This is a genomic window from Cobetia sp. 5-11-6-3 (assembly GCF_013374055.1).
In the GTDB taxonomy this organism is placed as follows: Bacteria; Pseudomonadota; Gammaproteobacteria; order Pseudomonadales; family Halomonadaceae; genus Cobetia; species Cobetia marina.
The window spans coordinates 170,466-192,157 of record NZ_BLWJ01000004.1; the positions used below are offsets into that span (position 1 = coordinate 170,466).

The 21,692-nt window shown below is 61.2% G+C and carries 16 protein-coding genes; 7 read left to right on the forward strand and 9 right to left on the reverse strand.

Annotation, left to right across the window (positions count from 1 at the left end; genetic code table 11):
- The first annotated feature begins 30 nt into the window (after nucleotides 1-30).
- Both HXS66_RS08780 and HXS66_RS08785 read left to right on the forward strand, forming a co-directional pair.
- Complete coding sequence (locus tag HXS66_RS08780; RefSeq protein WP_176503322.1) at nucleotides 31-2,019, forward strand: beta-galactosidase; 1,989 nt, start codon at nucleotides 31-33, stop codon at nucleotides 2,017-2,019.
- Between the two features lie 561 nt (nucleotides 2,020-2,580).
- On the forward strand, nucleotides 2,581-3,966 hold the full coding sequence (locus HXS66_RS08785) for a GntP family permease (RefSeq protein ID WP_176503323.1): 1,386 nt from the start codon (nucleotides 2,581-2,583) through the stop codon (nucleotides 3,964-3,966).
- 121 nt (nucleotides 3,967-4,087) lie between these two features.
- Here HXS66_RS08785 and HXS66_RS08790 read toward each other — a convergent pair whose 3' ends face one another.
- The 7 genes from HXS66_RS08790 to HXS66_RS08820 all read right to left on the reverse strand — a co-directional run bounded on the left by HXS66_RS08790 (nucleotide 4,088) and on the right by HXS66_RS08820 (nucleotide 11,562).
- Nucleotides 4,088-4,408, reverse strand: coding sequence for a hypothetical protein (locus HXS66_RS08790; protein WP_176503324.1), 321 nt, complete (start codon nucleotides 4,406-4,408; stop codon nucleotides 4,088-4,090).
- Nucleotides 4,409-4,563: 155 nt separating this feature from the next.
- Nucleotides 4,564-6,792 carry an FUSC family protein gene (locus HXS66_RS08795; protein WP_084208658.1) on the reverse strand — a complete coding sequence of 743 codons (2,229 nt, stop codon included), beginning with the start codon at nucleotides 6,790-6,792 and terminating at the stop codon, nucleotides 4,564-4,566.
- Nucleotides 6,793-6,795: 3 nt separating this feature from the next.
- The gene (locus HXS66_RS08800; RefSeq protein WP_176503325.1) at nucleotides 6,796-7,713 is read right to left on the reverse strand and encodes an HlyD family secretion protein; all 918 of its coding nucleotides are present in this window, start codon (nucleotides 7,711-7,713) and stop codon (nucleotides 6,796-6,798) included.
- A gap of 220 nt (nucleotides 7,714-7,933) precedes the next feature.
- On the reverse strand, nucleotides 7,934-8,173 hold the full coding sequence (locus HXS66_RS08805) for a DUF1656 domain-containing protein (protein WP_240499517.1): 240 nt from the start codon (nucleotides 8,171-8,173) through the stop codon (nucleotides 7,934-7,936).
- 389 nt (nucleotides 8,174-8,562) lie between these two features.
- Nucleotides 8,563-9,858: a TRAP transporter large permease gene (locus HXS66_RS08810; protein ID WP_176503326.1), complete on the reverse strand. Its 1,296-nt coding sequence runs from the start codon at nucleotides 9,856-9,858 to the stop codon at nucleotides 8,563-8,565.
- Nucleotides 9,848-10,354 (reverse strand): TRAP transporter small permease, encoded by a 507-nt coding sequence (locus HXS66_RS08815; protein WP_255303171.1) that lies wholly within the window; start codon nucleotides 10,352-10,354, stop codon nucleotides 9,848-9,850. Before HXS66_RS08815 ends, HXS66_RS08810 begins: the two co-directional genes overlap by 11 nt.
- Nucleotides 10,355-10,572: 218 nt before the next feature.
- Entirely contained in the window at nucleotides 10,573-11,562 is a 990-nt protein-coding gene (locus HXS66_RS08820) for a DctP family TRAP transporter solute-binding subunit (RefSeq protein WP_255303198.1), read from the reverse strand.
- Between the two features lie 753 nt (nucleotides 11,563-12,315).
- Between HXS66_RS08820 and HXS66_RS08825 the strand changes: the two genes are divergently transcribed.
- Nucleotides 12,316-13,917 carry an MFS transporter gene (locus HXS66_RS08825; protein WP_084208655.1) on the forward strand — a complete coding sequence of 534 codons (1,602 nt, stop codon included), beginning with the start codon at nucleotides 12,316-12,318 and terminating at the stop codon, nucleotides 13,915-13,917.
- A 190-nt stretch (nucleotides 13,918-14,107) separates the two neighbouring features.
- Here HXS66_RS08825 and HXS66_RS08830 read toward each other — a convergent pair whose 3' ends face one another.
- Nucleotides 14,108-14,854 carry an RNA polymerase sigma factor FliA gene (locus tag HXS66_RS08830; protein ID WP_176503328.1) on the reverse strand — a complete coding sequence of 249 codons (747 nt, stop codon included), beginning with the start codon at nucleotides 14,852-14,854 and terminating at the stop codon, nucleotides 14,108-14,110.
- 419 nt (nucleotides 14,855-15,273) lie between these two features.
- On the opposite strand from HXS66_RS08830, the gene HXS66_RS08835 reads away from it, so the two are divergent.
- Complete coding sequence (locus HXS66_RS08835) at nucleotides 15,274-17,133, forward strand: flagellin (RefSeq protein ID WP_176503329.1); 1,860 nt, start codon at nucleotides 15,274-15,276, stop codon at nucleotides 17,131-17,133.
- Between the two features lie 206 nt (nucleotides 17,134-17,339).
- On the opposite strand, the gene fliE is transcribed toward HXS66_RS08835, so the two are convergent.
- Nucleotides 17,340-17,702, reverse strand: a complete 363-nt coding sequence (gene fliE / locus HXS66_RS08840) for a flagellar hook-basal body complex protein FliE (RefSeq protein WP_255303172.1) — start codon at nucleotides 17,700-17,702, stop codon at nucleotides 17,340-17,342.
- A gap of 269 nt (nucleotides 17,703-17,971) precedes the next feature.
- Here fliE and fliF point away from each other — a divergent pair, with 269 nt between their 5' ends.
- The 3 genes from fliF to HXS66_RS08855 are packed head-to-tail and all read left to right on the forward strand — an operon-like array spanning nucleotide 17,972 to nucleotide 21,687.
- Nucleotides 17,972-19,750: a flagellar basal-body MS-ring/collar protein FliF gene (gene fliF, locus HXS66_RS08845; RefSeq protein WP_176503330.1), complete on the forward strand. Its 1,779-nt coding sequence runs from the start codon at nucleotides 17,972-17,974 to the stop codon at nucleotides 19,748-19,750.
- Nucleotides 19,743-20,741: a flagellar motor switch protein FliG gene (gene fliG, locus HXS66_RS08850; RefSeq protein WP_176503331.1), complete on the forward strand. Its 999-nt coding sequence runs from the start codon at nucleotides 19,743-19,745 to the stop codon at nucleotides 20,739-20,741. Before fliF ends, fliG begins: the two co-directional genes overlap by 8 nt.
- 40 nt (nucleotides 20,742-20,781) lie before the next feature.
- Nucleotides 20,782-21,687, forward strand: a complete 906-nt coding sequence (locus HXS66_RS08855) for a FliH/SctL family protein (protein WP_176503332.1) — start codon at nucleotides 20,782-20,784, stop codon at nucleotides 21,685-21,687.
- Nucleotides 21,688-21,692: the final 5 nt, after the last annotated feature.

Here is a 21,692-nt window from a genome sequence, read left to right on the forward strand (position 1 = left end):
TATCACTTCACCGATTCAAGGATGACCTGTATGCAACTCGGCGTCTGTTATTACCCGGAACACTGGCCGCGTGAGCGCTGGGCGCAGGATGCCCGTGACATGTTCGAGGCCGGCATTCGCGTGGTGCGCATAGGCGAGTTCGCCTGGAGTCGGCTGGAGCCGCGCTCCGGAGAGCTGCGTTTCGAGTGGCTCGACGAGGCCGTTGAGGTGCTTGCCCGCGCCGGCCTCAAGATCGTGATGGGGACCCCGACGGCCACGCCCCCGAAATGGCTGGTGGATGCCCATCCCGAGATACTGGCCGTCGATGAGCATGGCCAGGTGCGGGGGTATGGCTCACGTCGCCATTACTGCTTCTCCTCGCCCGTCTATCGTACGCAGAGCGAGCGTATCGTGCGTCTGATGGCGGAGCGCTACGCCACTCATCCGGCGATCATGGCGTGGCAGACTGACAACGAATACGGCTGTCACGACACCATCCTCAGCTACTCTCGGGCGGCGCGCGCAGGCTTCCCTGAGTGGCTGGAACAACGCTACGGCAGTGTCGAAGCGCTCAATGAGGCATGGGGCGCGGTGTTCTGGAGCCTGGAGGTGACCGCCTTCTCGCAGGTCGAGGCGCCGGTCGGCACCGTCACCGAGCCACATCCGGCGATCGTGCTGGATTATCGTCGCTTCTGCTCCGACATGGTGGTCGAGTACAACCGGCTTCAGGTCCAGACGCTGCGAGACAGCGGCGTGAACGTCGATATCGTGCACAACTTCATGGGCCTGTTCACGGAGTTTGACCACTTTGACGTCGCCCGGGACCTGGACATTGCCAGCTGGGATAGCTACCCGTTGGGCTTTCTGGAGCGTGGTGCCCATCCCGAGGCCACCAAGGCGTTCTATCGCCAACAGGGCCACCCTGATTTCGCCGGTTTCCACCACGACCTCTATCGCGCCATGTGCAAGGGCCGCTGGTGGGTCATGGAGCAACAGCCGGGGCCGGTCAACTGGGCCATCAGCAATGCCGCCCCACTGCCCGGCATGGTTCGCCTCTGGAGCCATGAGGCCTTTGCCCACGGCGCGGAAGTCGTCTCCTATTTCCGTTGGCGTCAGGCCCCCTTCGCGCAGGAACAGATGCATGCGGGTCTCTTGCGTCCGGATGGCTCACCGGCCTCGGCCTGGCCGGAGCTGTTGCAGGTCCGCGATGAACTGGCTCGCTTGAGCGCAGAAGGCCTCAGTGGGCGCGAGATCGAGACCGAACAGGCCCCCGTGGCCTTGATGTTCGACTATGCCTCGATCTGGGCCTGCCAGATTCAACCGCATGCCGAGGACTTCGATGCGCTGGAACTGCATCTGAGCTGGTACAGCGCCCTTCGCCGGCTGGGTCTGGACATCGACATCGTCTCCCCTCGTGATGATGTCAGTGGCTATCCTCTCGTCGTGCTGCCCTGTCAGGTGATTTCCGACGATGCGCTTGCGGCACGCCTGAGCGCTGCACGTGACAGCGGCAGTCGTATCGTGATCGGCGCACGCTCCGGCTCACGCACGCCAGACTTCCAGATACCCGATCAACTGGCACCGGGCGCCCTCGGCGAGCTGGCCGGCGTCACGGTCGATCGGGTCGATGGTCTGCGCCCCGGTGCCTGCCCCGGGGTCACCACGGCCAATGGTCATCATGGCCAAGCGTTGCGCTGGCGAGACCTGCTCGACAGCACGCGTACCACGGCAAGGGTCGTGACTCGTTTCGATGATGGAGAAGCGGCTCTCACGGAGCGCGCAGGGGTCAGCTATCTGACCGCCTGGCTTGAAGAAGACACCCTCATGGCCGTGCTGGTCGAGGAATGTCGCAAGGCAGCCATCCTTACCACCGCCCTGCCGGAGGGTGTGCGCCTGCGCTGCAGAGGCAATCTGGTGTTTGCCTTCAATTATGCGCCTGAACCACGCTGGCTACCCGAAGGCCTGGTGCCGGAAGATGGCTGGATCTGTGGAGGCCAACAGCTCGCTCCCGCTGGCGTCAGTATCTGGCGTATGGCATGACGAGATGTCCAAGGCGATGACGGCAACGGAGCGCTTCAGTGGCCTCGCCATCATCCAGACAAGCGTCACGTACGTATGACTCCATGACCCCTGTCGGCCTCGCGACCGGCGGATGGTTCGATCGTTTCTGGCGGTGCCTACGGGTACCGCCTTTTTCTTAATGCGACAGTTGCCAACAAGAGTCTTGTCAAGAGCTTGCCGCAAGCGCTGGCGGTGTTGAGAACACAGCCCCTTCCCGTGGCAGATCTTCTGCTGACACGACTGCCCCTTCAGTCCTGAAAACTCGTGGGTTTGGCAGGATTTTTCATTCAAATGTAAGATAACGGTATAAATTCTATCTGTCGTACCACACGCCTTGCCAATCCCCGATACGGGAGTCCCACGCTGCCACTTAAGCCGCATTGTCCTCTTGTCAGACAAACTCTACCGTGAGCCAGATGTCACTGTAGAACAGACCATATAAAGAAATAATTACAGGAAGCGCACCTGTTCACAGAACATACGTCGTCATTGGCAGACGGCACACCATGACTACAACGCCAACCACGAGATGTCCCCTTCATGAGCATTCTTGCCATTCTGATATCGCTGGGACTGTTGATGTTCCTGGCCTACCGCGGTATCACCGTTCTGTTGCTGGCACCTGTGATGGCGGCTCTTGCCGTCGTGCTTTCAGGTGATGCAGGCGCCCTGCTGCCCAGCTATACCGTCACCTTCATGAGCCAGCTGGGCGGCTACCTGGCCAAGTTCTTTCCGCTATTCATTCTCGGTGCCCTGTTTGGCCAGTTGATGGCGGATTCCGGGGCAGCCCACGCGATTTCCGAGGGGCTGGTAAAGCGCCTCGGAACCCGCCATGTGATTCTCACCGTCGTGCTGGCCTGCGCCCTGCTGACCTACGGTGGCGTCTCGCTGTTCGTGGTCGCTTTCGCCGTCTATCCCATCGGGGCCCAGCTCTTCCGGCGCACCTCGACACCCAAGCGACTGCTGCCCGCGGCACTGGCGCTGGGCTCCTTCACCTTCACGATGACCGCCCTGCCCGGTACCCCGGCGATCCAGAACGCGATTCCGATTCCCTATTTCCAGACTAACAGCTTCGCGGCTCCCGGACTCGGCATCATCGCCGGTCTGATCATGCTGGGGCTGGGCACCTGGTGGCTGAAGGGCAGAGCCACGAAAGCTCAGGCGCAGGGCGAAGGCTACGGCAAGCATGACAATGAGGCATTGAATGACGATACACCGGTGGCACGCATGAGCATGCTGTCAGCGGTGATCCCGCTGATACTGGTGATCGGACTCAATGCCCTGCTCACCTACCTTGTCTTCCCGCGCATCGACTTCTCCTATCTCAATGATGCCTTCCCGGAGCTGGACCCGGCCGGCGCCACCGGCATGTGGTCGATATTGATCGCGCTGAGCTGTGCGTCACTCTGGCTGGTGGTGACTCGCTGGAAGCAGTGGGCTGACTTGAAGACGACGGTCAACAATGGCTGTTTCGGTGCCATGCTGCCCGTCTTCAACACCGCCTCGGAGGTCGGTTATGGCGCCGTGATCGCAAGCCTGGCCGGCTTTGCACTGGTCAAGGAGGCAGTACTGGGGCTCTACCCCGACAATCCGCTGATCTCGGAGGCCGTGGCGGTCAACGTGCTGGCAGGGATTACCGGTTCCTCCTCGGGCGGGATGAGCATCGCGCTCTCGACACTGGGCTCGACCTACATGGAGATGGCCGTCAATGCCGGGATAGACCCTGAATTGATGCACCGTGTGGCGGCACTGGCGGCTGGCAGCATGGATACGCTACCGCACTCAGGTGCAGTCATCACGCTGCTGGCCATCTGCAAGCTGACTCACCGCCAGTCCTACGGACAGATGTTCATGATGACCGTGGCGTTCCCGATGCTGGCACTGATCAGTGTCGTGACGCTGGGCAGCCTGTTTGGCAGCTTCTGACCACGACATGCCTCTGAAAGCCAAGGGCGACAGAAACGACACAGGCCACCTCAAGGGGTGGCCTGTGTCGTTTCGATACCTGAGACAGCTGTCTCAGGGCGCCTTGATGGCACGGACAGTCTCAATAGACGTGATGCTGTTGGATCATGGGGACTTCGGCGCGGGCACGCGTCTTGATCCAGAGCGTCAGATCTTCCTTGTCGGCCCGAGGATTCTCCGCCACCCAGTCGACGATGCGCGAGGCAATGAACTCGGCGTAGAAGTCATCATCGAACTGCAACAGCATCAGGTCCTCACCGGCCTGGCTCACTCGCAGCAGCACTTCACTGCCGGGCAGCACATACAGGCTCAATTCGTGCAGGTATTGCGTCGTGAAGGTGACGCGCTTGAAGCGATCAGGGGCATCACGACCACTGTTGCTGATGTCATTCATGAAAGCCATGATGCTCCCCCGTAGTAGACATCTCATGCATTTCGCTCAGATATGAGCAGATATCTTCAATGATAGACCAGATGCTCTTGGCACGGTTGCTTTTATTAGCGTTTTTTAACGGACCACCCGACGCCTGAGCGCGGAACATTGATCAGGCGTCAGATTCACGCGTTCTGACGCAACGCATCACTCTCGAGGGTGAGTTGCACCCGCTCCAGCCAGCCCGCCAGCAAGGCTTGCTTGTGGCGACTCATGGCGTCCTGTTCGGCGATGGTCTGCGAGAATCGGCGCCCGGCCTTCTCAAGCCGCCTGGGTCGCTTGCCCTGACTGCATCGCTCGAAATCCTCCGCCAGCGCCAGAATCAAGCTCTGCAAGGCACGCTGCACGGGCCTGGACATGTTCTCGCCAAGCTCCCGTCGCACGAAGCCTATTCCGCGCCCGATATCCATGCCTGTCAGGCCCAGAGACATCAGAGGCATTCCCTGCGGCTCGTCCGCGATCGCAGGTGAATCGGCCCCGCCCTGACGTGACTGCTGTTCCTGTTGACGGCTTTGCTCATGGCGGGCAAGACGCAGCAGGCGATCCCCCATGCGTCCCCCGAACCAGCTGTCCACCTGCTGAGCGGGGCGTTCGGCCAGCTCCCGGATATCACTCGCCGTTGTCTGGATCAGCTGGCGCTTGTCCCAGCCGGCCCCGGGTACCGGGATCAGGCGAAACCCGAGAATGGTCACGATCAGGCCGATCCCGGCCGCCAGACTCCGGTTGAGGGTATAGGCCACATCGAAGGTCATGCCGTTGTCGGGCATCACCAGCAGGATATTGAACACCACGAACGGCAGACAGATCCCCGCCAGCACCGGTACCACGGACCCCATCAGGCCGATGAACAACGGAACACTGAAGATCAGAATGAACGGCACGAAATGCTGGGCCTGACTCAACAGGACATTGCCGAACAACAGCACACTGGGCACGGCGAACAGCAGGCCTTTGAGCACCATGGGGATGATGGGGGCGGGGTCATCGCGACTGGCGAAGATACCGGAGAACAACGTGCCCAGCAGCATGGCCACCGCCCCATTGTCCCAGGCCGTCGCCAGCCAGAAGATGGAGGTAGTCCCGAAGATCAGCATGGCACGCAGCGCATTGGTCGCCGCTCGTCCGTGATCGCGATGCCAGCTCAGACTGGGCTGGCGCAATTGATGGCGACCGGGATGATTGATGACCTCACGTGCCTGAAGCATCACCAGCGCATGGCCCAGCACTTCCCGCAGACTATAGAGCAGCCGTGCCTCGAGGGCAGACAGATTGCGCTGACCGCGCGAGATTCTCAGGCATTCTCCGCGCAGCTCCTTCAAGGTGGCGCGTGCCTGCCCGATCCCCTGGTTGTCGGCCATGCTCTGGAAGGCGCTGCCAAGTCGCTGCATCAGGTCCTGTGTCGGTTGACTGAAGCGCTCCGGTTGCTGAACGGCCGGACGCGCGAGCTGATCGTCTTGCCCGTCGTCGTCGATGGCGTTGTGGTGCTCGGACTCACCGTCAGCGCCAGTGGCGTGATGGCGCAGGAAGAATTCCGGGTGACGCAGCTGATGCAGTGCCTTGAGGGTGGCATAGAGGCGCATGCTCCGCCGAGTCAGCAGATGGACACCGCGGATACGCCCCTTGCCCTGAGGCCCCTCATACCGCGCGGAGTGGGCATCGATCTCGAGATTGTTGAGCGCCCCAAGGCCGGTCATCATCTGTTCGAGCATCGCCTGACGTTCGCGATTCTCCTCGGCATGCCGTTGCTCGGCGCTCAGGTCATCCTGGGAGGGGTCCGAGAAGGCCAGCGCCATATAACGGAAGGTGGCGTTGACGGCGGTATCCGCCAGCTGCCCCAGATGGTCCCGCACACGTATCGGCCAGACCAGCGCACTGACCAGCACGGCGCACAGTGCACCGAGACTCAACTCACTGAGGCGAGCCAGCGCCACCGAGAAGAAGTTGCCGGGCGCCGAGGACGTCAGCACCACGATGATCATGCAGGCCACCGCCCCCATCACGCAGCCATAGGAGAGGTTGTTGTGGGTGAGCGAAGCCCCGTAGATACACAGGCCGATCCACAGGGTGACACTGCCCAGTGCCAATTCCGGCGCCTGGGCAAACAGCCCCATGATCACGACGGCGACACCGACACCCGCCACGGTGCCGGCGATCTGGCAGATGCCCTTCTCGACCACCATCCCCGACATCGGGCGTATCTGCAGAAAGGCCGCCGAGATCAGCGCCCAGTACGGGCGATCCAGATCAAAATAGAAGGCCGCGTAGAGTGCCAGTGACATGGCAAGGACACCCTTGAAGGCGAACTTCAGGGCAAAGGAAGAGGGTCTGAGAAACGCCGCGAGTGCCGGAGACATCGATCAAGGTGCTCCGTGGCCGCTGTCCTCGGCATCGGTGATGTCACTGAGCAGCCGGACACTCGCCGTCATGCCTGCCGCCAGATTGACCCCGGACGCCCGTACCGCCTCGATATCATCGAACTCCACTCTCACCGGGATGCGCTGTGCCAGGCGTACCCAGCTGAAGGTCGCACTCACCTGCGGCAGCTGCTGGGCATTGGTCGCGGTATTGTCATCGGCGATCCCCTCACCGATTCCCACGACACGGCCCTTGAAGTCCTTGTTGCCGCTCATCAGCGTGATCTGGACCGGATCTCCCTTGCGCACATGCTGCAGCTTGGTTTCCTGGAAATAGGCGCTGAGATAGAAGGAGTCATCCTTGATCAACGCCATGACCGAAGTACCCGCCGTCACATAGTTGCCCTGCGTCAGGTGCATGTTGAGGATGCTGCCATCCGCCGGGGCGGTCAGCTGGGTACGGTCAAGATCCAGTTGCGCGGATTGAAGCGCCGCCTCGGCCTGCTGCACATCGGCGCGAGCCACCTCGGCCTCGAGGCGAGCACTGTCCCGCTCCTCTTCACTGATCGCCCGGTTGGTCAGGCGACTGCGTCGATTGGCTTCATGCTCCTTGAGACGCAAGGTGGCCTTGGCACTGGCCAGACTCGCCTTGGCCTGAGCCAGCGCCGCCGCATAGCGGGCCTGGTCGACCTGCAGAATCACGTCGCCCTGCTTGACGAGAGTGGTGTCCGCCACGTTGAGCTCACTCACCCAGCCGGACACGTCAGGGCTCAGCGTGATCACCTCGGCACGCACGCGAGCATCCCGCGTCCAGGGACTGTACATGTAGGTCTTCCACAGCCAGATGGCACACCAGACCGCCACGGCCACCAGACACAGGGTAATGACCCATTTCACGACTTTCTGTCGAGACTTGCTCATGCAGTTTCCTTGAAGAGTTGATCCTGACGGGAGCCTCGGCTCACACGAGATTGCGCAGAGTGATGCTTGCCAGTGACGCCTGAGCTCGACCGCCTTCGAAGATGGGGTGACGTTGCGACAGTGACGCGACAGGTGAATGACGAGGGACATCTGACGCTTGCGACGCGAGCGCTGTCGCGATGACGATGAGTGACGGACCAGACGCGATTCGGTGAAGGCGTCAGGTCACCAGTGCGACGATTCCCGTCAGACAGATGATGAAGAGCGAGATGTCGAACCAGGCCTCGAACCATAGCTCATGATTGGCAAGCACCCGGTGCAGCAACGAGCGAATCAACCCGGCGATCACCAGCGCCGCCAGCGCATAGACCAGCATGGGGCTGATCAGGAATTCTCCCACCACCATCTCGTGCAGTGCATTGAAACCTGCCAATGGCATGTCAGGGGGTGTTTCGTTCATCGACACATGTCCTTTGGAGATCCTCTGGAGGTGAGATCACGCATGCGGGGGGCGATAGGCGAGATTGGTCGCCAGCATTGACGCTCAGTCAACGTCAACCAATGGAGGCAGGTCCGCCTGCATTCAAGGTCTCAAGCGCCCGCCACCCCACAAGAATATATGCAGGCTAACATTTATCAAGCGAGTTGCCACGTGCCCGTGATGAGACGCGACAGTGCGCAAGTGCTTCCCCCTGCTGGGTTTTCCAGTAGGGGGAAGCGAGTGAAGACAGCGTCCGGGCAGAACATCTGGTGGGTGTGGCAGTCATGACAAGCGGCTTGCCTCTCGACAAGCCGCTTATGAAGGCTCCGCTCCGCTTTCGTACTCAACAACGCGCTCACTCGGTTGCGTTACACGGCATAACCGAGGATGCGCGGCAGCCATAGCGCCAGTTCCGGGAACAGCATCACCACTGCCAGGGCCGCGAGCATCGCCGCGACAAAGACCATCGCCCATCCGACGGTCTTCTCGAGTCGGACACCGGCCACGCTGCTGGTCACCATCAGATTGACGGCCACCGGTGGCGTGAACTGGCCGATCGCGATGTTCATGGCCAGCAGAATCCCGAACCATACCGGATGCCACCCGAAGTGCTGCATCACCGGAATCAGCACCGGCATCAGGATCAGGTAGATGGAGACCGCATCCAGCAGCATCCCGGCGATCAGTACCGCCACCATCACCAGAATCAGCAGCACCGTGCCGCTATCGGACAGCGTGATCAACCACTCGGCGAGATGGCGGAAGGTACCCAGCATGGTGCCGGCCCAGGCGAATATGCCCGCCAGCGCGATGATCAGCATCACCACCCCCGAGATCACCGCTGCTTCCCTGAGCAGTTCCCACACCTGGGAGAGCTTGAGCTCACGGGTGATGAAGAGCCCGACACACAGCCCGTAGGCGGCCGCCACCACCGCCGCTTCCGTGGGCGTGAAGAGGCCTGAGCGCAGCCCGCCGAGGATGATCACCGGTGCCAGCAGCGCCGGAATCGCTGAGCGGAACGCCGGACCCAGCGCGATACGTTCCACCTGAGTCGGATCTTCCCAACGATAGCGCCGCGACAGCACCCAGGCCGGTACCAGCAGTGCCGCACCGACCAGCAAGCCCGGAATCAGCCCTGCGGCAAACAGCGCGCGCAGATCCACCCCCGGCACCACGATGGAATAGAGGATCAACGCGATGGAGGGCGGGATCAGGATCGCCGTGGAGGCCGAGGCCGCAATCAGCGTCGCCGAGAACGCCTTGGGGTAGCCCGCCCGTGTCATGCTGGGAATCATCACCATCGCCACCGCGGCGGCATCCGCCGGGCCGGAACCACTCATGCCGCCCATGATCAGGCACACCAGCACCGCCACCAGTGCGAGGCCACCGTGACGCGGCCCGATCAACGCCTGGGCAAAGCGCACCAGCCGCGCCGCCACTCCGGCACGCTCGAACACCAGCCCCGTCAGGATGAACAGCGGAATGGCGATCAGCGGATACTTGGCAATGCTGTTGTAGGTATTGGTCCCCAAGGTGGCCAGCATGCTCACCGGCAGCCCCGCGACGATACCCACCGCACCCGACAGCCCCAGCGCGAAGGCCACCGGCACGCCGAGTATCAACAGCGCGGCGAAGCTTGCGAGCAACCAGAGATCAGGACTCATGATCTGACTCCTTGTGCTCCGGCGACGCATCCTGACCGGGTCCATGACCAGGCCCTTGCGCAAGACGCTCGACACATTGCTGCAGCTGGCGCCAGGCCATCGCCAGCGCCAATATCGGCAGCCAGATCACATACCACCAGTTGGGCAGGCCCAGTCCCGGTGACAGCGACTCCCACTGATACTCCTCCAGCGCGAAGGTGCCGCCAAACCAGACGACCAGACCCAGCACGACAAGTACCGCCAGGGTCTGCAACACCACCACCAGTCGCCACAGCGGCAACGGCAGCACGTCTTCCAGCAGCGCGATACGAATATGTGCCTGACGGCGAATCGCCACCGAGGCGCCCGCCAGCGTCAGCAACACCAGCAGGAAGACCGAGAATTCCTCGGTGAAAGCAAAGGAGGCATCGGTGGCGTAACGCACCACCACGTTGGCCAGACTGATGATGCCGATCAGGCCCAGCGCCAACGCCGCCAGCCAGGATTCCGGCCGCACGCGTGGCGGTAGTCTGTCCGCGGGGGCAGGCGCTGCGCTCGTGCCAGTTTGATGTGAGGCTTGTTGAGACGGTTGTTGCGACTTTTGCGACATGACACGCGATCCACACGAACGCCGAGGCTGTCAGGCCCCGGCGTGGTTCTACACTCAATAACGCGCACAGACCGCATTATTCCCGATGTCATCTGCTCCGTGAGCAGCGGCGATCATGGCCAGACTCAGCGCGAGGCCTCGACCTCGGCACGTGCTGTCTCGACCAGCGCCTCACCGATCTTCGGTGTCCAGCTTTCGTAGACCGACTGGGTAGCATCACGGAAGGCCTGCATCGCATCGTCATCGAGCTTGACGACATTCACGCCGCGCGCCTCGATATCCGCCAGCCGCTGGGCATTGCCTTCACGACTCATGGCGATCTCCCAGGCACCCGCTTCCCTTGCGGTCTCGGTCAGCAGAGTGCGCTCCTGTTCGCTGAGCGACTTCCAGACACGCTGGTTGGCAGCGAAGATCAACGGGTCCGCCATGTAGTGCCAGAGGGTCAGATGGGTCTGACCGACCTGATCGATCCGTGCCACATCGAACACCGACAGCGGGTTCTCCTGACCATCCACCGCACCGGTGGTCAGCGCCGGCTTGGCATCCGCCCAGCTCATCTGGGTCGGGTTGGCGCCCAGCGCCGTGAAGGTGTCCTGGAACAGCGGCGAACCCACCACACGAATCTTCAGGCCCTTCAAGTCGTCAGGCGTGGTGATCGACTTCGAGGAATTGGACACCTCACGGAAGCCGTTCTCGCCCCACGCCAGCGGCTTGATGCCCTTGGACTCGATGGCGGCGAAGACCTGCTTGCCCGACTCACCCTGAGTCAGCGCATCGATGGCGGCGTGGTCCGGCATCAGGAACGGCAGCAAGAACAGGTTGAGCTCCGGCACCTGGGGCGACCAGTTGATGGTCGAGCCCACCGCGAGATCGATCAGCCCCTGGCGCATGGCCGAGAATTCCTTGGTCTGGTCTCCCGCCACCAGCTGGGCATTGGGATAGACACGCAGGGTGAGATCGCCACCGGAGCGCTCCTCTACCAGTTCCGCCCACTTCTCGGCCGCCTGCCCCCACGGGAAGGCATCCGACAGCACGGTGGAGACGGACAACTCGCGCGCCTCGGCATCACTCGCCATCAGCGGTGACAGCAGAGCCAGGCCAAGCACGCCAGCCATCAGGGCAGCGCGACTCGGGGCGGCAACACGCGAAGAAGTAGAAGAAGTAGTGGAAGGAGTAGCAGACATCGAAGCGTGGCGATGCCATTGACAAGTGACGGTGTCAGTTCCGGAGGCGGAATCAGCGTTGGCGAGTGCGGCGGTCAGGGTCATGAATAACCTCTTGATTATGATGTTGTTGAGTGTGTCCTCGGGCAGATTCGCATCTACTTTGGTCGCTGACCATTCGACCATGCGACAGATCGGCGCTTTTTCGACGTTCAGGTGCTATCTCACTCCATTCCCATAACTGTATATACATCCACCCCTCGGGTTTTCCGAGACTTCTTGCGTACGAAACGCTCGACCATGTGGTGTCATCAGCGAGTGTTGCCAAGGAGTGTATCCAGCGATTCAAGAGGTCCAACCTTGGTGCAGGCCCCGCCAACAGGGAGTTTCAGGATATTTCACTCTGCTTGATGCCGTGCCTTTTACAACGCCAGCGTGCCCCCAGCCCCTCCGAGGTCAGGATTTCACGGGTGACTGTATATCCATCCAGCCCATTACATCATTGCGACAAATTTCCAGATCTGTCGCCTTTCATCCACGCAATGGCGCGCCACGGGTCGCAGACTGCGGATTCGGTCGGTAGACTGAGCGCCGTTCCCGCAAGGACCAACCACGACTGACCATCACCACGCACGCAAGTGTCGTACCTGACATCTCGTCGGCACCGCTCAAACGGTACCGACCTTGACCGATGAGGCCCCTTCCATGCCGCACCCCCAGCAGGAAGCCATACCCACTCCCACCTTCGAGACCGAGCCGCTCGACACGCCGCCCAAGCGACTGCAGCCGACCAGCAGTCTGGGCGCGGCGGTCGTTCTGTGGTCGCTGCTGCTGGGAATGGGGATGCTGATGCTGGCCAACGGACTGCAGGGCAGTCTGTTGGGGATTCGTGCCTCCTCGGAAGGCTTCAGCAACACCATGACGGGCATCATCATGTCGGCCTACTTCGCCGGCTTCCTGCTGGGCTCGACGCTTGCACCGCGCAAGCTGCGTCGGGTCGGCCATGTGCGCACCTTCGCGGCGCTGGCCTCCATCACCTCGGTGTGCATTCTGATCCACGCGCTCTATGTGGTGCCCGAGGTGTGGATCGCGATGCGCTTCATCACCGGTTTCGCCTTCGCCGGCCTCTACGTGGTGGCGGAGAGCTGGCTCAACAGCCAGGCGACCAACCAGATGCGTGGCCGTCTGCTGGCCATCTACATGGTGATCACCTATCTGGGCATGGGCGGTGGCCAGCTGCTGCTCAACGTCGCCAACCCGAATACCTATCTGCTGTTCATCCTGGTGTCGGTGATCATGTCCTTGGCGCTGGTGCCGATGCTGCTGTCCGCCTCACCGCAACCGGAAGGCGCGCAGCCGGAGGCCATGGGGATCGTTCGTCTGCTGCGTCTGGCACCGCTGGGCACTCTGGGCGGCTTCGCCACCGGCATCGCCAACGGCACCGTCTTCGGCATGGGCGCAGTGTATGCCGACCGCGCCGGCCTGCCGGTGCAGGAAGTCTCCTGGTTCATGGGCGCCTTCATTCTGGGGGCCGCCCTGCTGCAATGGCCGCTGGGCAAGCTCTCCGACAAGCTCTCGGCCAAGAAGGTGATTCTGGGCTGCAGTGTCGGGGCGATCGCGCTGTCCATCGGCGGCGTGCCGTTCAGTGGTGGCAGCATGCTGACCATGGCGCTGCTGGGGGCGGGCCTCGGCGGGTTGATCCTGACCCAGTACTCGCTGTTCCTGGCGGCAGCCAACAACCTGCTGACCACACCACAGATCATCTCCGCCAGCGGCACGCTGGTACTGATGCATGGCGCGGGCGCGATTCTGGGTCCGCTCACCGCGGGCCTGCTGATGGAGCGCTTCGGGGCCGTCGGCTTCCTCTATACCCTGACCGCCATCCACGTGCTGATCGTGATTCTCGCCGCCAGTGTCACCAGCAAGCCGCGTCAGGTGCTGGATGCCGAGGATGGCGATCACCCCGGTCACTATGTAGTGGCGCCCTCCACCACCAGTCCGCTCAGTGCCGCCTGGGTCGAGGAAGCCATCACCGAGCCGGAAACCGGTCAGCTGGAATTCGACTTCGATGCCGAGCCTGAGCCGGAGCCTAGCGAAGAAGAACTCGCTGCCCAGCAACAGGAAGCGGCCTCTGAAACAGAAGGAGGCGTCGTGCAGCAGGTCGACAACGAGGAAGGCGTGATGAATGACCGCGTCACCGGCATGGAAGACGACTGGCATCTGGATGGCCATATTGACGAGCAGGCCCAGCACCTCAGTGAAGAGGAGCGCCGCGTCAGGTCGGAGCCGGAGCGCGAGAGCTACTGATCACGCCTGACGGCATGCCGAAATTGAAAATAGGATAAGCGTTAACCAAGAACACCGCCCTGAGAGGCGGTGTTCTTGGTTGGAGCGGGCGAAATAGCGGCGGGCGAAACAGGGGCAGGCAACACAGACAGACGGTTCAGCGGGGGGGATAAAGACCAGGGAAACGAAGAAGGCTCATAACGATAAAGGCTCAGCGACGACGCTTGCCCGCCCGCGCCACCAGATGCGGCGCCAACACACCCTGCAGACGGCGCACGGCCTGGGAGTGCAACTGGGAAACCCGCGACTCGGTGACATCGAGCACCGCGCCAATCTCCTTGAGATTGAGATTCTCCTGATAATAGAGCGCCATCAACAGCTTCTCGCGCTCCGGAAGCCGTTCGATGGCCTCGGTGAGTGCTCGGCGAGTATCGGCCTCCTCCAGCGCCTCGTGGGGCAATGCGAAGGGTTCCACGTAGGGAGTGGAGATTCCGCCCGGTGCGGCGCCATCCTCATCCAGCATCTCGTCCAGCGACATCACCATGCCGTTGTTGGTATCCAGCAGCAGGCGTCGGTAATCTTCTAGCTCAAGCCCCATGGCAGAGGCGATCTGGGTCTCCTCGGGCGGATAACCCAGGCTCTGCTCCAGCTGCTGGATCACGCTTTCAAGCTCGCGCCCGGCCCGGCGCACACTGCGCGGCAACCAGTCACGCGAGCGCAGCTCATCGAGCATCGCACCCCGGATGCGCTGACTGGCATAGGTGGCAAAGCTGGCACCGTGGCCCTGCTCATAGCGGCCCACGCATTCACACAGCCCCAACATGCCAGCCTGAATCAGATCCTCGAGATCGACACTCGCTGGCAAGCGCACTTGCAGCTGAAGCGCGATCCGGCGCACCAGCGGTTGGTATTCAGAGTAGATATCCTGCTGGGCCATACGCCCACTGGCGGTATACATCGGCGTCCTGGTCCTCGCTTGCATCCCTCGGGGTCGTTTGACTCAGGGTCGTGCCCCCATCCTCGGGACTCCTGTTCCCAGCGTATTGTCGCGCCCCCATCACAAACCATTCGCTCGAATAGCAACCCTCAGCGACGGCTTTCCTACCTTACGTCGCCACTCCGCCTCGGGGAGGCGGAAATGAAGGCAGACAGGAAGAGACAGAAAAGGAAGACGAGACACGCCCCCCGACAGCAGGTCGACAGAATGTCGCGAGCATCTCGCGGGTAGAGCCAGAAACTCAGCCGGAACGAGCAACATCAAAAGGCCGCAAAAAATTTCTAAAGTTCTGTCGCGCCGCGACGATAACTGAAGCAACGGCACAGGAGTCGTTACTGGCGACACGCCATCTATCTCCCCATTACGACAGGAAGTGACACATGGCTTCAGTGATCAATACCAACACCCTTTCCATGGTGACTCAGCAGAACCTGAATCAGTCCCAGAACGCCCTGAACACCTCCATGGAACGTCTGTCTTCCGGCATGCGTATCAACAGCGCCAAGGACGACGCCGCCGGCCAAGCCATCGCCAACCGCATGGACTCCCAGATCACCGGCCTGTCCCAAGCGCAGCGCAACGCCAACGACGGCATCTCTGTCGCCCAGACCGCTGAAGGTGCATTGAATCAGGTCAACGATAACCTGCAGCGAGTCCGTGAACTGACCGTCCAGGCGCAGAATGGGACCAACAATGCCGATGATTTGAGCTCCATTCAGAATGAAATTGATCTACGTCTGGAGGAAATCACTCGTATTTCTGAACAGACAAGTTTCAATGGTATTGACGTTCTTCAAGAAGACAACACCATGAGCATCCAAGTGGGTGCCAATGATGGTGAAGTAATCAAGATTAATCTCAAACAGATCAACGCCGAAACCTTGGGCCTGACTGGGTTCAATGTGGATGGAAGTGGTGAGGTTGACAATGATGCTGCTACTGCAGACAGCTTATCTCTTGCAGGTTTTGATGCTGCCGCAAGCGCTAACGCGAATGGTTCAGTCACTTATACCAAAGACACTGTCACCGCCAACAACCAGCTGACATCATCAGACTTGATGTCTCAACTTGATGACGGTGCCACCGTCTCACTTAATTCGACAGGTGCAACTGGATTCGAGGATAACGGCAATACATCCATAGGCTTCAACTCAGCCAGCAATATCACATATAGTGCAACAAATGATAACTTTACTTACGATGTAGAAGATGCCAGTGCTACATCAGTAGCAACAAAGCTGACTCCAGCAGCAGGCGAGGGAGCTCGTGCTGCCACGATAAGTATCGGTGGAAGCACTACCGAAGTTCTCATTCAAGAAAACGGGAGCATCACCAACACGAATTCTGAAGCTCTTTATATTGATGGATCTGGCAACTTAACGGCAACAACGTCAGGCGCTGATACCACTTATGCTGATGCTACAGTTGATAACTTGACAGCAGCAATGCAATCTCAAGATGCAGCACTAGCCACTGCGATAAATAGTGTTGACGGAGCAGCTCTAGATCTAACAGGCACAGATATTGAAGAAGCCACTATTACTCTAAAAGACAGTGGCACTAAATTTACTGGTCAAGCTTTTGCAGACGGCATCGATGTCACGGGTGCCGTAGCTGACAAGACCAATGTGGAAAATATGCTCGCACAGGTCGGCGGTGATATTACATTAGCTAATGATCTAACAGTCACAGATGATGACTCTCCTGCTCAAGACGTAAATATCAATCAATTTAGCGTTGCGGCAGGCGGTTTAGTCTCAGCAGGAGAAACCGCTGGTAACTTAGCGACCAACGACGCCATCTACATGAATGCTGATGGAGATTTGACGGAAGCCACTGAAACTACAAAGACAACTACTTACTATGCCCAAGAAAATGGCATGGTCACCGATGATACTGGTGCACAGGTTTACGTTGGCCAGGACGATGCCCTGACGATGGACGCTGTGACTGAAGGCGAAGCAACGCCCGACCCGCTTGCCGCCTTGGATGCCGCACTCAAGAATGTCGATAGCATGCGCTCCGAACTCGGTGCCGTGCAGAACCGTTTCGATTCTGCCATCACCAACCTGGCGACGACCGAAACAAACCTGGCCTCTGCCCAGTCGCGTATTCAGGATGCCGATTACGCAGAAGAAGTCTCCAGCATGACCACTGCACAGATTCTGCAGCAGGCGGGGACTTCCATGCTGACCCAGGCCAACCAGGTACCGCAGAACGTGCTGTCACTGCTGGGCTAATCTCTGGCTCACATGCTGCATAGGCCTGTCATTCAGCAAGAGTGGCAGGCCCGTCGCTGGCAGAGGATAGTGGCCTTGTTGATATTGGTCCTTTTAGTCAACAGCGTTCTTGCATTTCAACCTCCGCCAGCGATATCAAGCAGCAACAAACAAAAAAAGGGCAGACGCATCGCGTCTGCCCTTTTTGTTTGGAATGCGGATAGGAATCACACCGCCATATTCATGATTTCCTTGTAGGCGCTGAGCAACTTGTTGCGCACCTGCACGGTCATCTCGAATTCCAGTGAGGCCTTCTGGCCCGCCACCATGACCTGATCGAGGCTGACATCTGGGCTGCCCAGCTCGAATGCCCTGGCCTGCCCCGCCGCGACCTGCTGTGACTGGCTGACGCGCGCCAGCGAATCCTTGAGCATGCCGGCAAAGCCCTGTGCATCAGTGGCGCTGGCCTCTGACACTGCGCCCGCCGACTGAGCGTTGCTTCCGGCCGCCTGCGCCGCCATCTGATCGAGCTGCTGCAGACTGCCCGTCATCGCGGATGACATCGCCGCGCCGACTGCCTCAATCGCCATCCCGCCTCTCCTTTCTCAACGCGCGCCATTCGTCTGCCGCTTTCAGTGGGGCTCAGACTACCAGTCAGTCGAGCGGCTGAAAGTGACTAATACCCCTGTTTTGCGACGCTATTCGTCTGATTGGATGTGCGCCCAGCTTCGATAATGGCCAGCCTACGCAAGAAGGCGCTGCGAAACGCGACATTGTTGATCCATCGTTTTCATGTTTCGCCCTGCTTGCTGGAATCACCCGCTGCGAGTTCAGACCACGGCGCTTATCGGACATCTGCATGAGTACACCCAGCCAGACAGCGCCCCAGTCGGGCACCTCGACGACGCCACAATCATCGGACAAGCCAGCCAACCCCTTGATGGCGCGCCTGGCGGCATTGCCACGTCTGCCGCTCATCATGGCGGCCGCCTTCAGCGTGGCTGTCATCGTCGCGTTGTTGCTGTGGGGCGCTGGCACCCAGTGGAGTGTGCTCTATCGTGATCTGCCCGCCAGCGAAGGCGGCGAGATCGTCGCGCAGCTGGAGCAGACCGGCGTGCCCTATCGGCTAAGCAATGAAGGCGCCACCGTCGAGGTCCCCAAGGAAGATGTCTATCGCCTGCGTCTGGCACTTGCCCAGCAGGGCCTGCCCAGTCAGGGCGGTTCCGGCTTCGAGCTGATGGATACCCAGGCCTTCGGCATCAGCCAGTTCACCGAACACGTCAATTATCAGCGCGCCCTGTCCGGCGAGCTGTCGCGCACCATCGCCAGTCTCGAGCCCGTGTCCAGCGCCCGTGTGCACCTGGCACTGCCGGAAGATTCCGTCTTCGTGCGCGAGCGCCGCCCAGCGACGGCGTCCGTGGTGGTTGAACTCAAGGGCGGCCAGCAACTCAAGGCACGTCAGATCCAGGCCATCCAGCATCTGGTGGCCGGCAGCGTGCAGGGCCTGGCCAGCGAAGACATCACCGTCGTCGATCAGGACGGCAATCCGCTGTCGCGCCCGGCGGGCGATGCGCTCAATCTCGATGGCAGCGCGCTGGAATATGCCCAGGCACTGGAGCGAAGCTATCAATCGCGCATCAATGCTCTGCTGACGCCACTGGTGGGACGCGACAACTTCCGCGCCGAGGTCAGCGCCCAGCTCGATTTCTCCCACGCCGAAGAGACCGAAGAGCACTACACGCCCAATCAGCAGCCGGGCAGCGCAGCAGTGCGCAGTGAACAGCTCAACAATACCGGCGCCGGCGAGATGCTCGGCATCGGCGGCGTGCCGGGTGCCCTCTCCAACACGCCCCCGGGGATTGCCGCCTCGCCCATCAATGCCGATGACGCGGCGAATGGTGACGGCACCACACAGACTGACGACGCGGCCAGCGGTCTGAGCAACTATCAGCGCAGCAGCACCATCAACTATGAAGTCAACAAGCGCGTGCGCCACACCCGTGCGCGCCTGGGGCGCCTCGACAATCTCTCGGTGGCGGTGGTGATCAATCACCGTCGCATCATGGACAGTGACGGCAACCCGACCAGCGAACCGCTGGCAGACGACCAGCTGGCACAGATCGATTCGCTGGTGCGCGAGGCGATGGGTTTCAATGCCGAGCGTGGCGACAGCCTCAGCGTGATCAATGCGCCCTTCATGACCGCCGAACAGCAGAACGCCGGCCCGCCGCAACAGTGGTGGGAGAAGTGGCTGAACAATCCCGAGATGCAGGCGCTGGCCATCGAGCTTGGCCGCTACCTGATCATCGGCTTCATCGCCTGGCTGCTGTATCGCAAGTTGCTGCGCCCGCTGTTGCAGCCGCAGCTGCGTCCGCAGGAAGCCTACCAGACCATCGGTCAGCCGCCCGGCACTCAGGCAGCCGGCAGCGCAGTGGGTGGTATCGGCGGCATGGAGTCTGGTCTGGCGACGGCCAATGGCGAGCTGGGCAGCATGATGGCGAGCCAGACAGCACCGGCCAGTGGCCCGCGCACGCCTACCACCTATCAGCAGAACCTCAAGGATGCACGTGACATGGCCCGCGATGACCCGCGCATGGTCGCCATGATCCTCAAGAACTGGATGAGTCACCATGAGTAAGACACTGACAAGCATGGAACGCAGCGCGGCCCTGATCATGAGCCTCGACGAGGACAGCGCCGCAGAGGTCTTCAAGTTCCTGTCTGCCCAGGAGATCCAACGGCTCAGCGCGACGATGACCAACATGCCGCAGGTCACCCAGGAGCAGATGGCGAAGACGCTGGAGGAATTCCACGCCGACAGCGAGCAGTTCAGTGCCGTCAATCTGCTCTCTACCGACCATATCCGCTCGGTGCTGGTGAAGGCGCTGGGGCAGGAGCGCGCCAGCTCGCTGCTCGAAGATATCTACGAGAGCTCCGGTCAGAACAATGGCATCGAGACGCTGAACCTGATGGAGCCACCGCTGGTGGCCGAGATGATCCGCGACGAACATCCGCAGATCATCGCCACCATCATGGTGCATCTGGAGCGCCATCAGGCCTCGCAGATTCTCGAGCATTTCTCCGACACCCTGCGCAACGATGTGCTGCTGCGTATCGCCACCTTCAGTGGCGTGCAGCCGGCGGCCCTGCAGGAGCTGACCGAAGTGCTGAGCAACATGCTCAGCGGGCAGAACCTCAAGCGCAGCAAGATGGGCGGCATTCGTACCGCGGCCGAGATACTCAACCTGATGCCCGGGCAGCAGGAAGAGCAGGTCCTCGAGGCGGTACGCAATCACGACGAGAGTCTGGCGCAGCAGATCATCGACGAGATGTTCGTGTTCGAGAACCTGGTCGGACTCGAGGATCGCTCCATCCAGCTGCTGCTCAAGGAAATCGACAACGAGACGCTGGTCACGGCGCTCAAGGGATCCCCCGAGGCGATCATCCAGAAATTCCTGCAGAACATGTCGCAGCGTGCTGCCGAGATGCTGCGTGATGACATGGAGGCGCGCGGGCCGGTGCGCGTCACCCAAGTGGAAGCCGAGCAGAAGAGCATCCTGCAGACGGTGCGTCGACTGGCCGACAGCGGCGAGATCGTGATCAACAGCGGTGGCGAGGACTATGTCTAATGAGGACCATGTCTAGTGAGGGCTACGTCTAGTGAGGACCATGTCCAGTTCTGATCCGCATCATGACGCGCCTGACCCGTGGGCCGAGCGCAACGTGGCAGGCAGCGATGACATGCATCAGTGGCAGCCGCTGGAACTTGACGCGCTGGATGGCAAGCCCGCGTCGCCCCAGTCGGGTGGCGGCTTTCAAGCCGGCATACCGCACACTGCGGCGCCGGATGTCGGCCTGATTCGGCGCATGGCGCAGCGTGCCCGTTCGACCTTCGAGCAGGAGACGCTACAGCAGCAACAGGCGGCGCGTGCCGAGGGCTATGCCGCGGGTGAGAAAGCCGGTTATGAAGCGGGTCTGGCGCGTGCAAGGCAGGAAGCCGCCGAGCAGGCGGCGCGTCAGGCCGAGGCCGCCCAGCAGGCGCTTGAGCAACAGGCCGCCCAGCTGGCACCGCTGATCGAGAACCTGCAGCAGTCACTGGCATGCCTGGATGAGCAGATCAGCGATGAGCTAGCGGCACTGGCCATCATCGTCGGTCAGCATCTGGCCCGTGAGGCATTTCGTGCCCACCCGGAGCACATCATCGACAGCGTGCGCAGCCTGCTGGCGGCGGATCCGCCGCTGATCGGCCGTCCGCGTCTTTACCTGAATCCGGACGACCTGCCGCGCGTCGAGCAGGCGATGGGCGAACAGCTCGCCAGGCTGGGCTGGCAATGTCTGCCGGATGCCAGCCTGAGCCTCGGCGGGTGTCGCGCCGAAGCCGACAGCGGCTGTCACGATGCCAGCCTCGAGAGCCGCCTGGACATGCTGTCACGCCAGCTGCGCCATCGCGGCAGCGCCGATGGCAGCCTGCATGGCAAGGACGAGGCCAGCGGTTCGCGCATCGTGCAACGCCAGTCGGAAGAAGATGTACACGCAGATCAGGCTCGCACTGAGCTGGCAGGAGATCGCACATGAGTGAC

What these genes read in the sequence shown, in the direction of transcription:
- HXS66_RS08780 (WP_176503322.1), top strand. Translation starts at nt 31, where the DNA reads ATGCAACTCGGCGTCTGTTATTACCCGGAACACTGGCCGCGTGAGCGC.
- HXS66_RS08785 (WP_176503323.1), top strand. Translation starts at nt 2,581, where the DNA reads ATGAGCATTCTTGCCATTCTGATATCGCTGGGACTGTTGATGTTCCTG.
- HXS66_RS08790 (WP_176503324.1), bottom strand. Translation starts at nt 4,408, where the DNA reads ATGGCTTTCATGAATGACATCAGCAACAGTGGTCGTGATGCCCCTGAT.
- HXS66_RS08795 (WP_084208658.1), bottom strand. Translation starts at nt 6,792, where the DNA reads ATGTCTCCGGCACTCGCGGCGTTTCTCAGACCCTCTTCCTTTGCCCTG.
- HXS66_RS08800 (WP_176503325.1), bottom strand. Translation starts at nt 7,713, where the DNA reads ATGAGCAAGTCTCGACAGAAAGTCGTGAAATGGGTCATTACCCTGTGT.
- HXS66_RS08805 (WP_240499517.1), bottom strand. Translation starts at nt 8,173, where the DNA reads ATGAACGAAACACCCCCTGACATGCCATTGGCAGGTTTCAATGCACTG.
- HXS66_RS08810 (WP_176503326.1), bottom strand. Translation starts at nt 9,858, where the DNA reads ATGAGTCCTGATCTCTGGTTGCTCGCAAGCTTCGCCGCGCTGTTGATA.
- HXS66_RS08820 (WP_255303198.1), bottom strand. Translation starts at nt 11,562, where the DNA reads ATGGCTGGCGTGCTTGGCCTGGCTCTGCTGTCACCGCTGATGGCGAGT.
- HXS66_RS08825 (WP_084208655.1), top strand. Translation starts at nt 12,316, where the DNA reads ATGCCGCACCCCCAGCAGGAAGCCATACCCACTCCCACCTTCGAGACC.
- HXS66_RS08830 (WP_176503328.1), bottom strand. Translation starts at nt 14,854, where the DNA reads ATGTATACCGCCAGTGGGCGTATGGCCCAGCAGGATATCTACTCTGAA.
- HXS66_RS08835 (WP_176503329.1), top strand. Translation starts at nt 15,274, where the DNA reads ATGGCTTCAGTGATCAATACCAACACCCTTTCCATGGTGACTCAGCAG.
- fliE (WP_255303172.1), bottom strand. Translation starts at nt 17,702, where the DNA reads ATGGCGATTGAGGCAGTCGGCGCGGCGATGTCATCCGCGATGACGGGC.
- fliF (WP_176503330.1), top strand. Translation starts at nt 17,972, where the DNA reads ATGAGTACACCCAGCCAGACAGCGCCCCAGTCGGGCACCTCGACGACG.
- fliG (WP_176503331.1), top strand. Translation starts at nt 19,743, where the DNA reads ATGAGTAAGACACTGACAAGCATGGAACGCAGCGCGGCCCTGATCATG.
- HXS66_RS08855 (WP_176503332.1), top strand. Translation starts at nt 20,782, where the DNA reads ATGTCCAGTTCTGATCCGCATCATGACGCGCCTGACCCGTGGGCCGAG.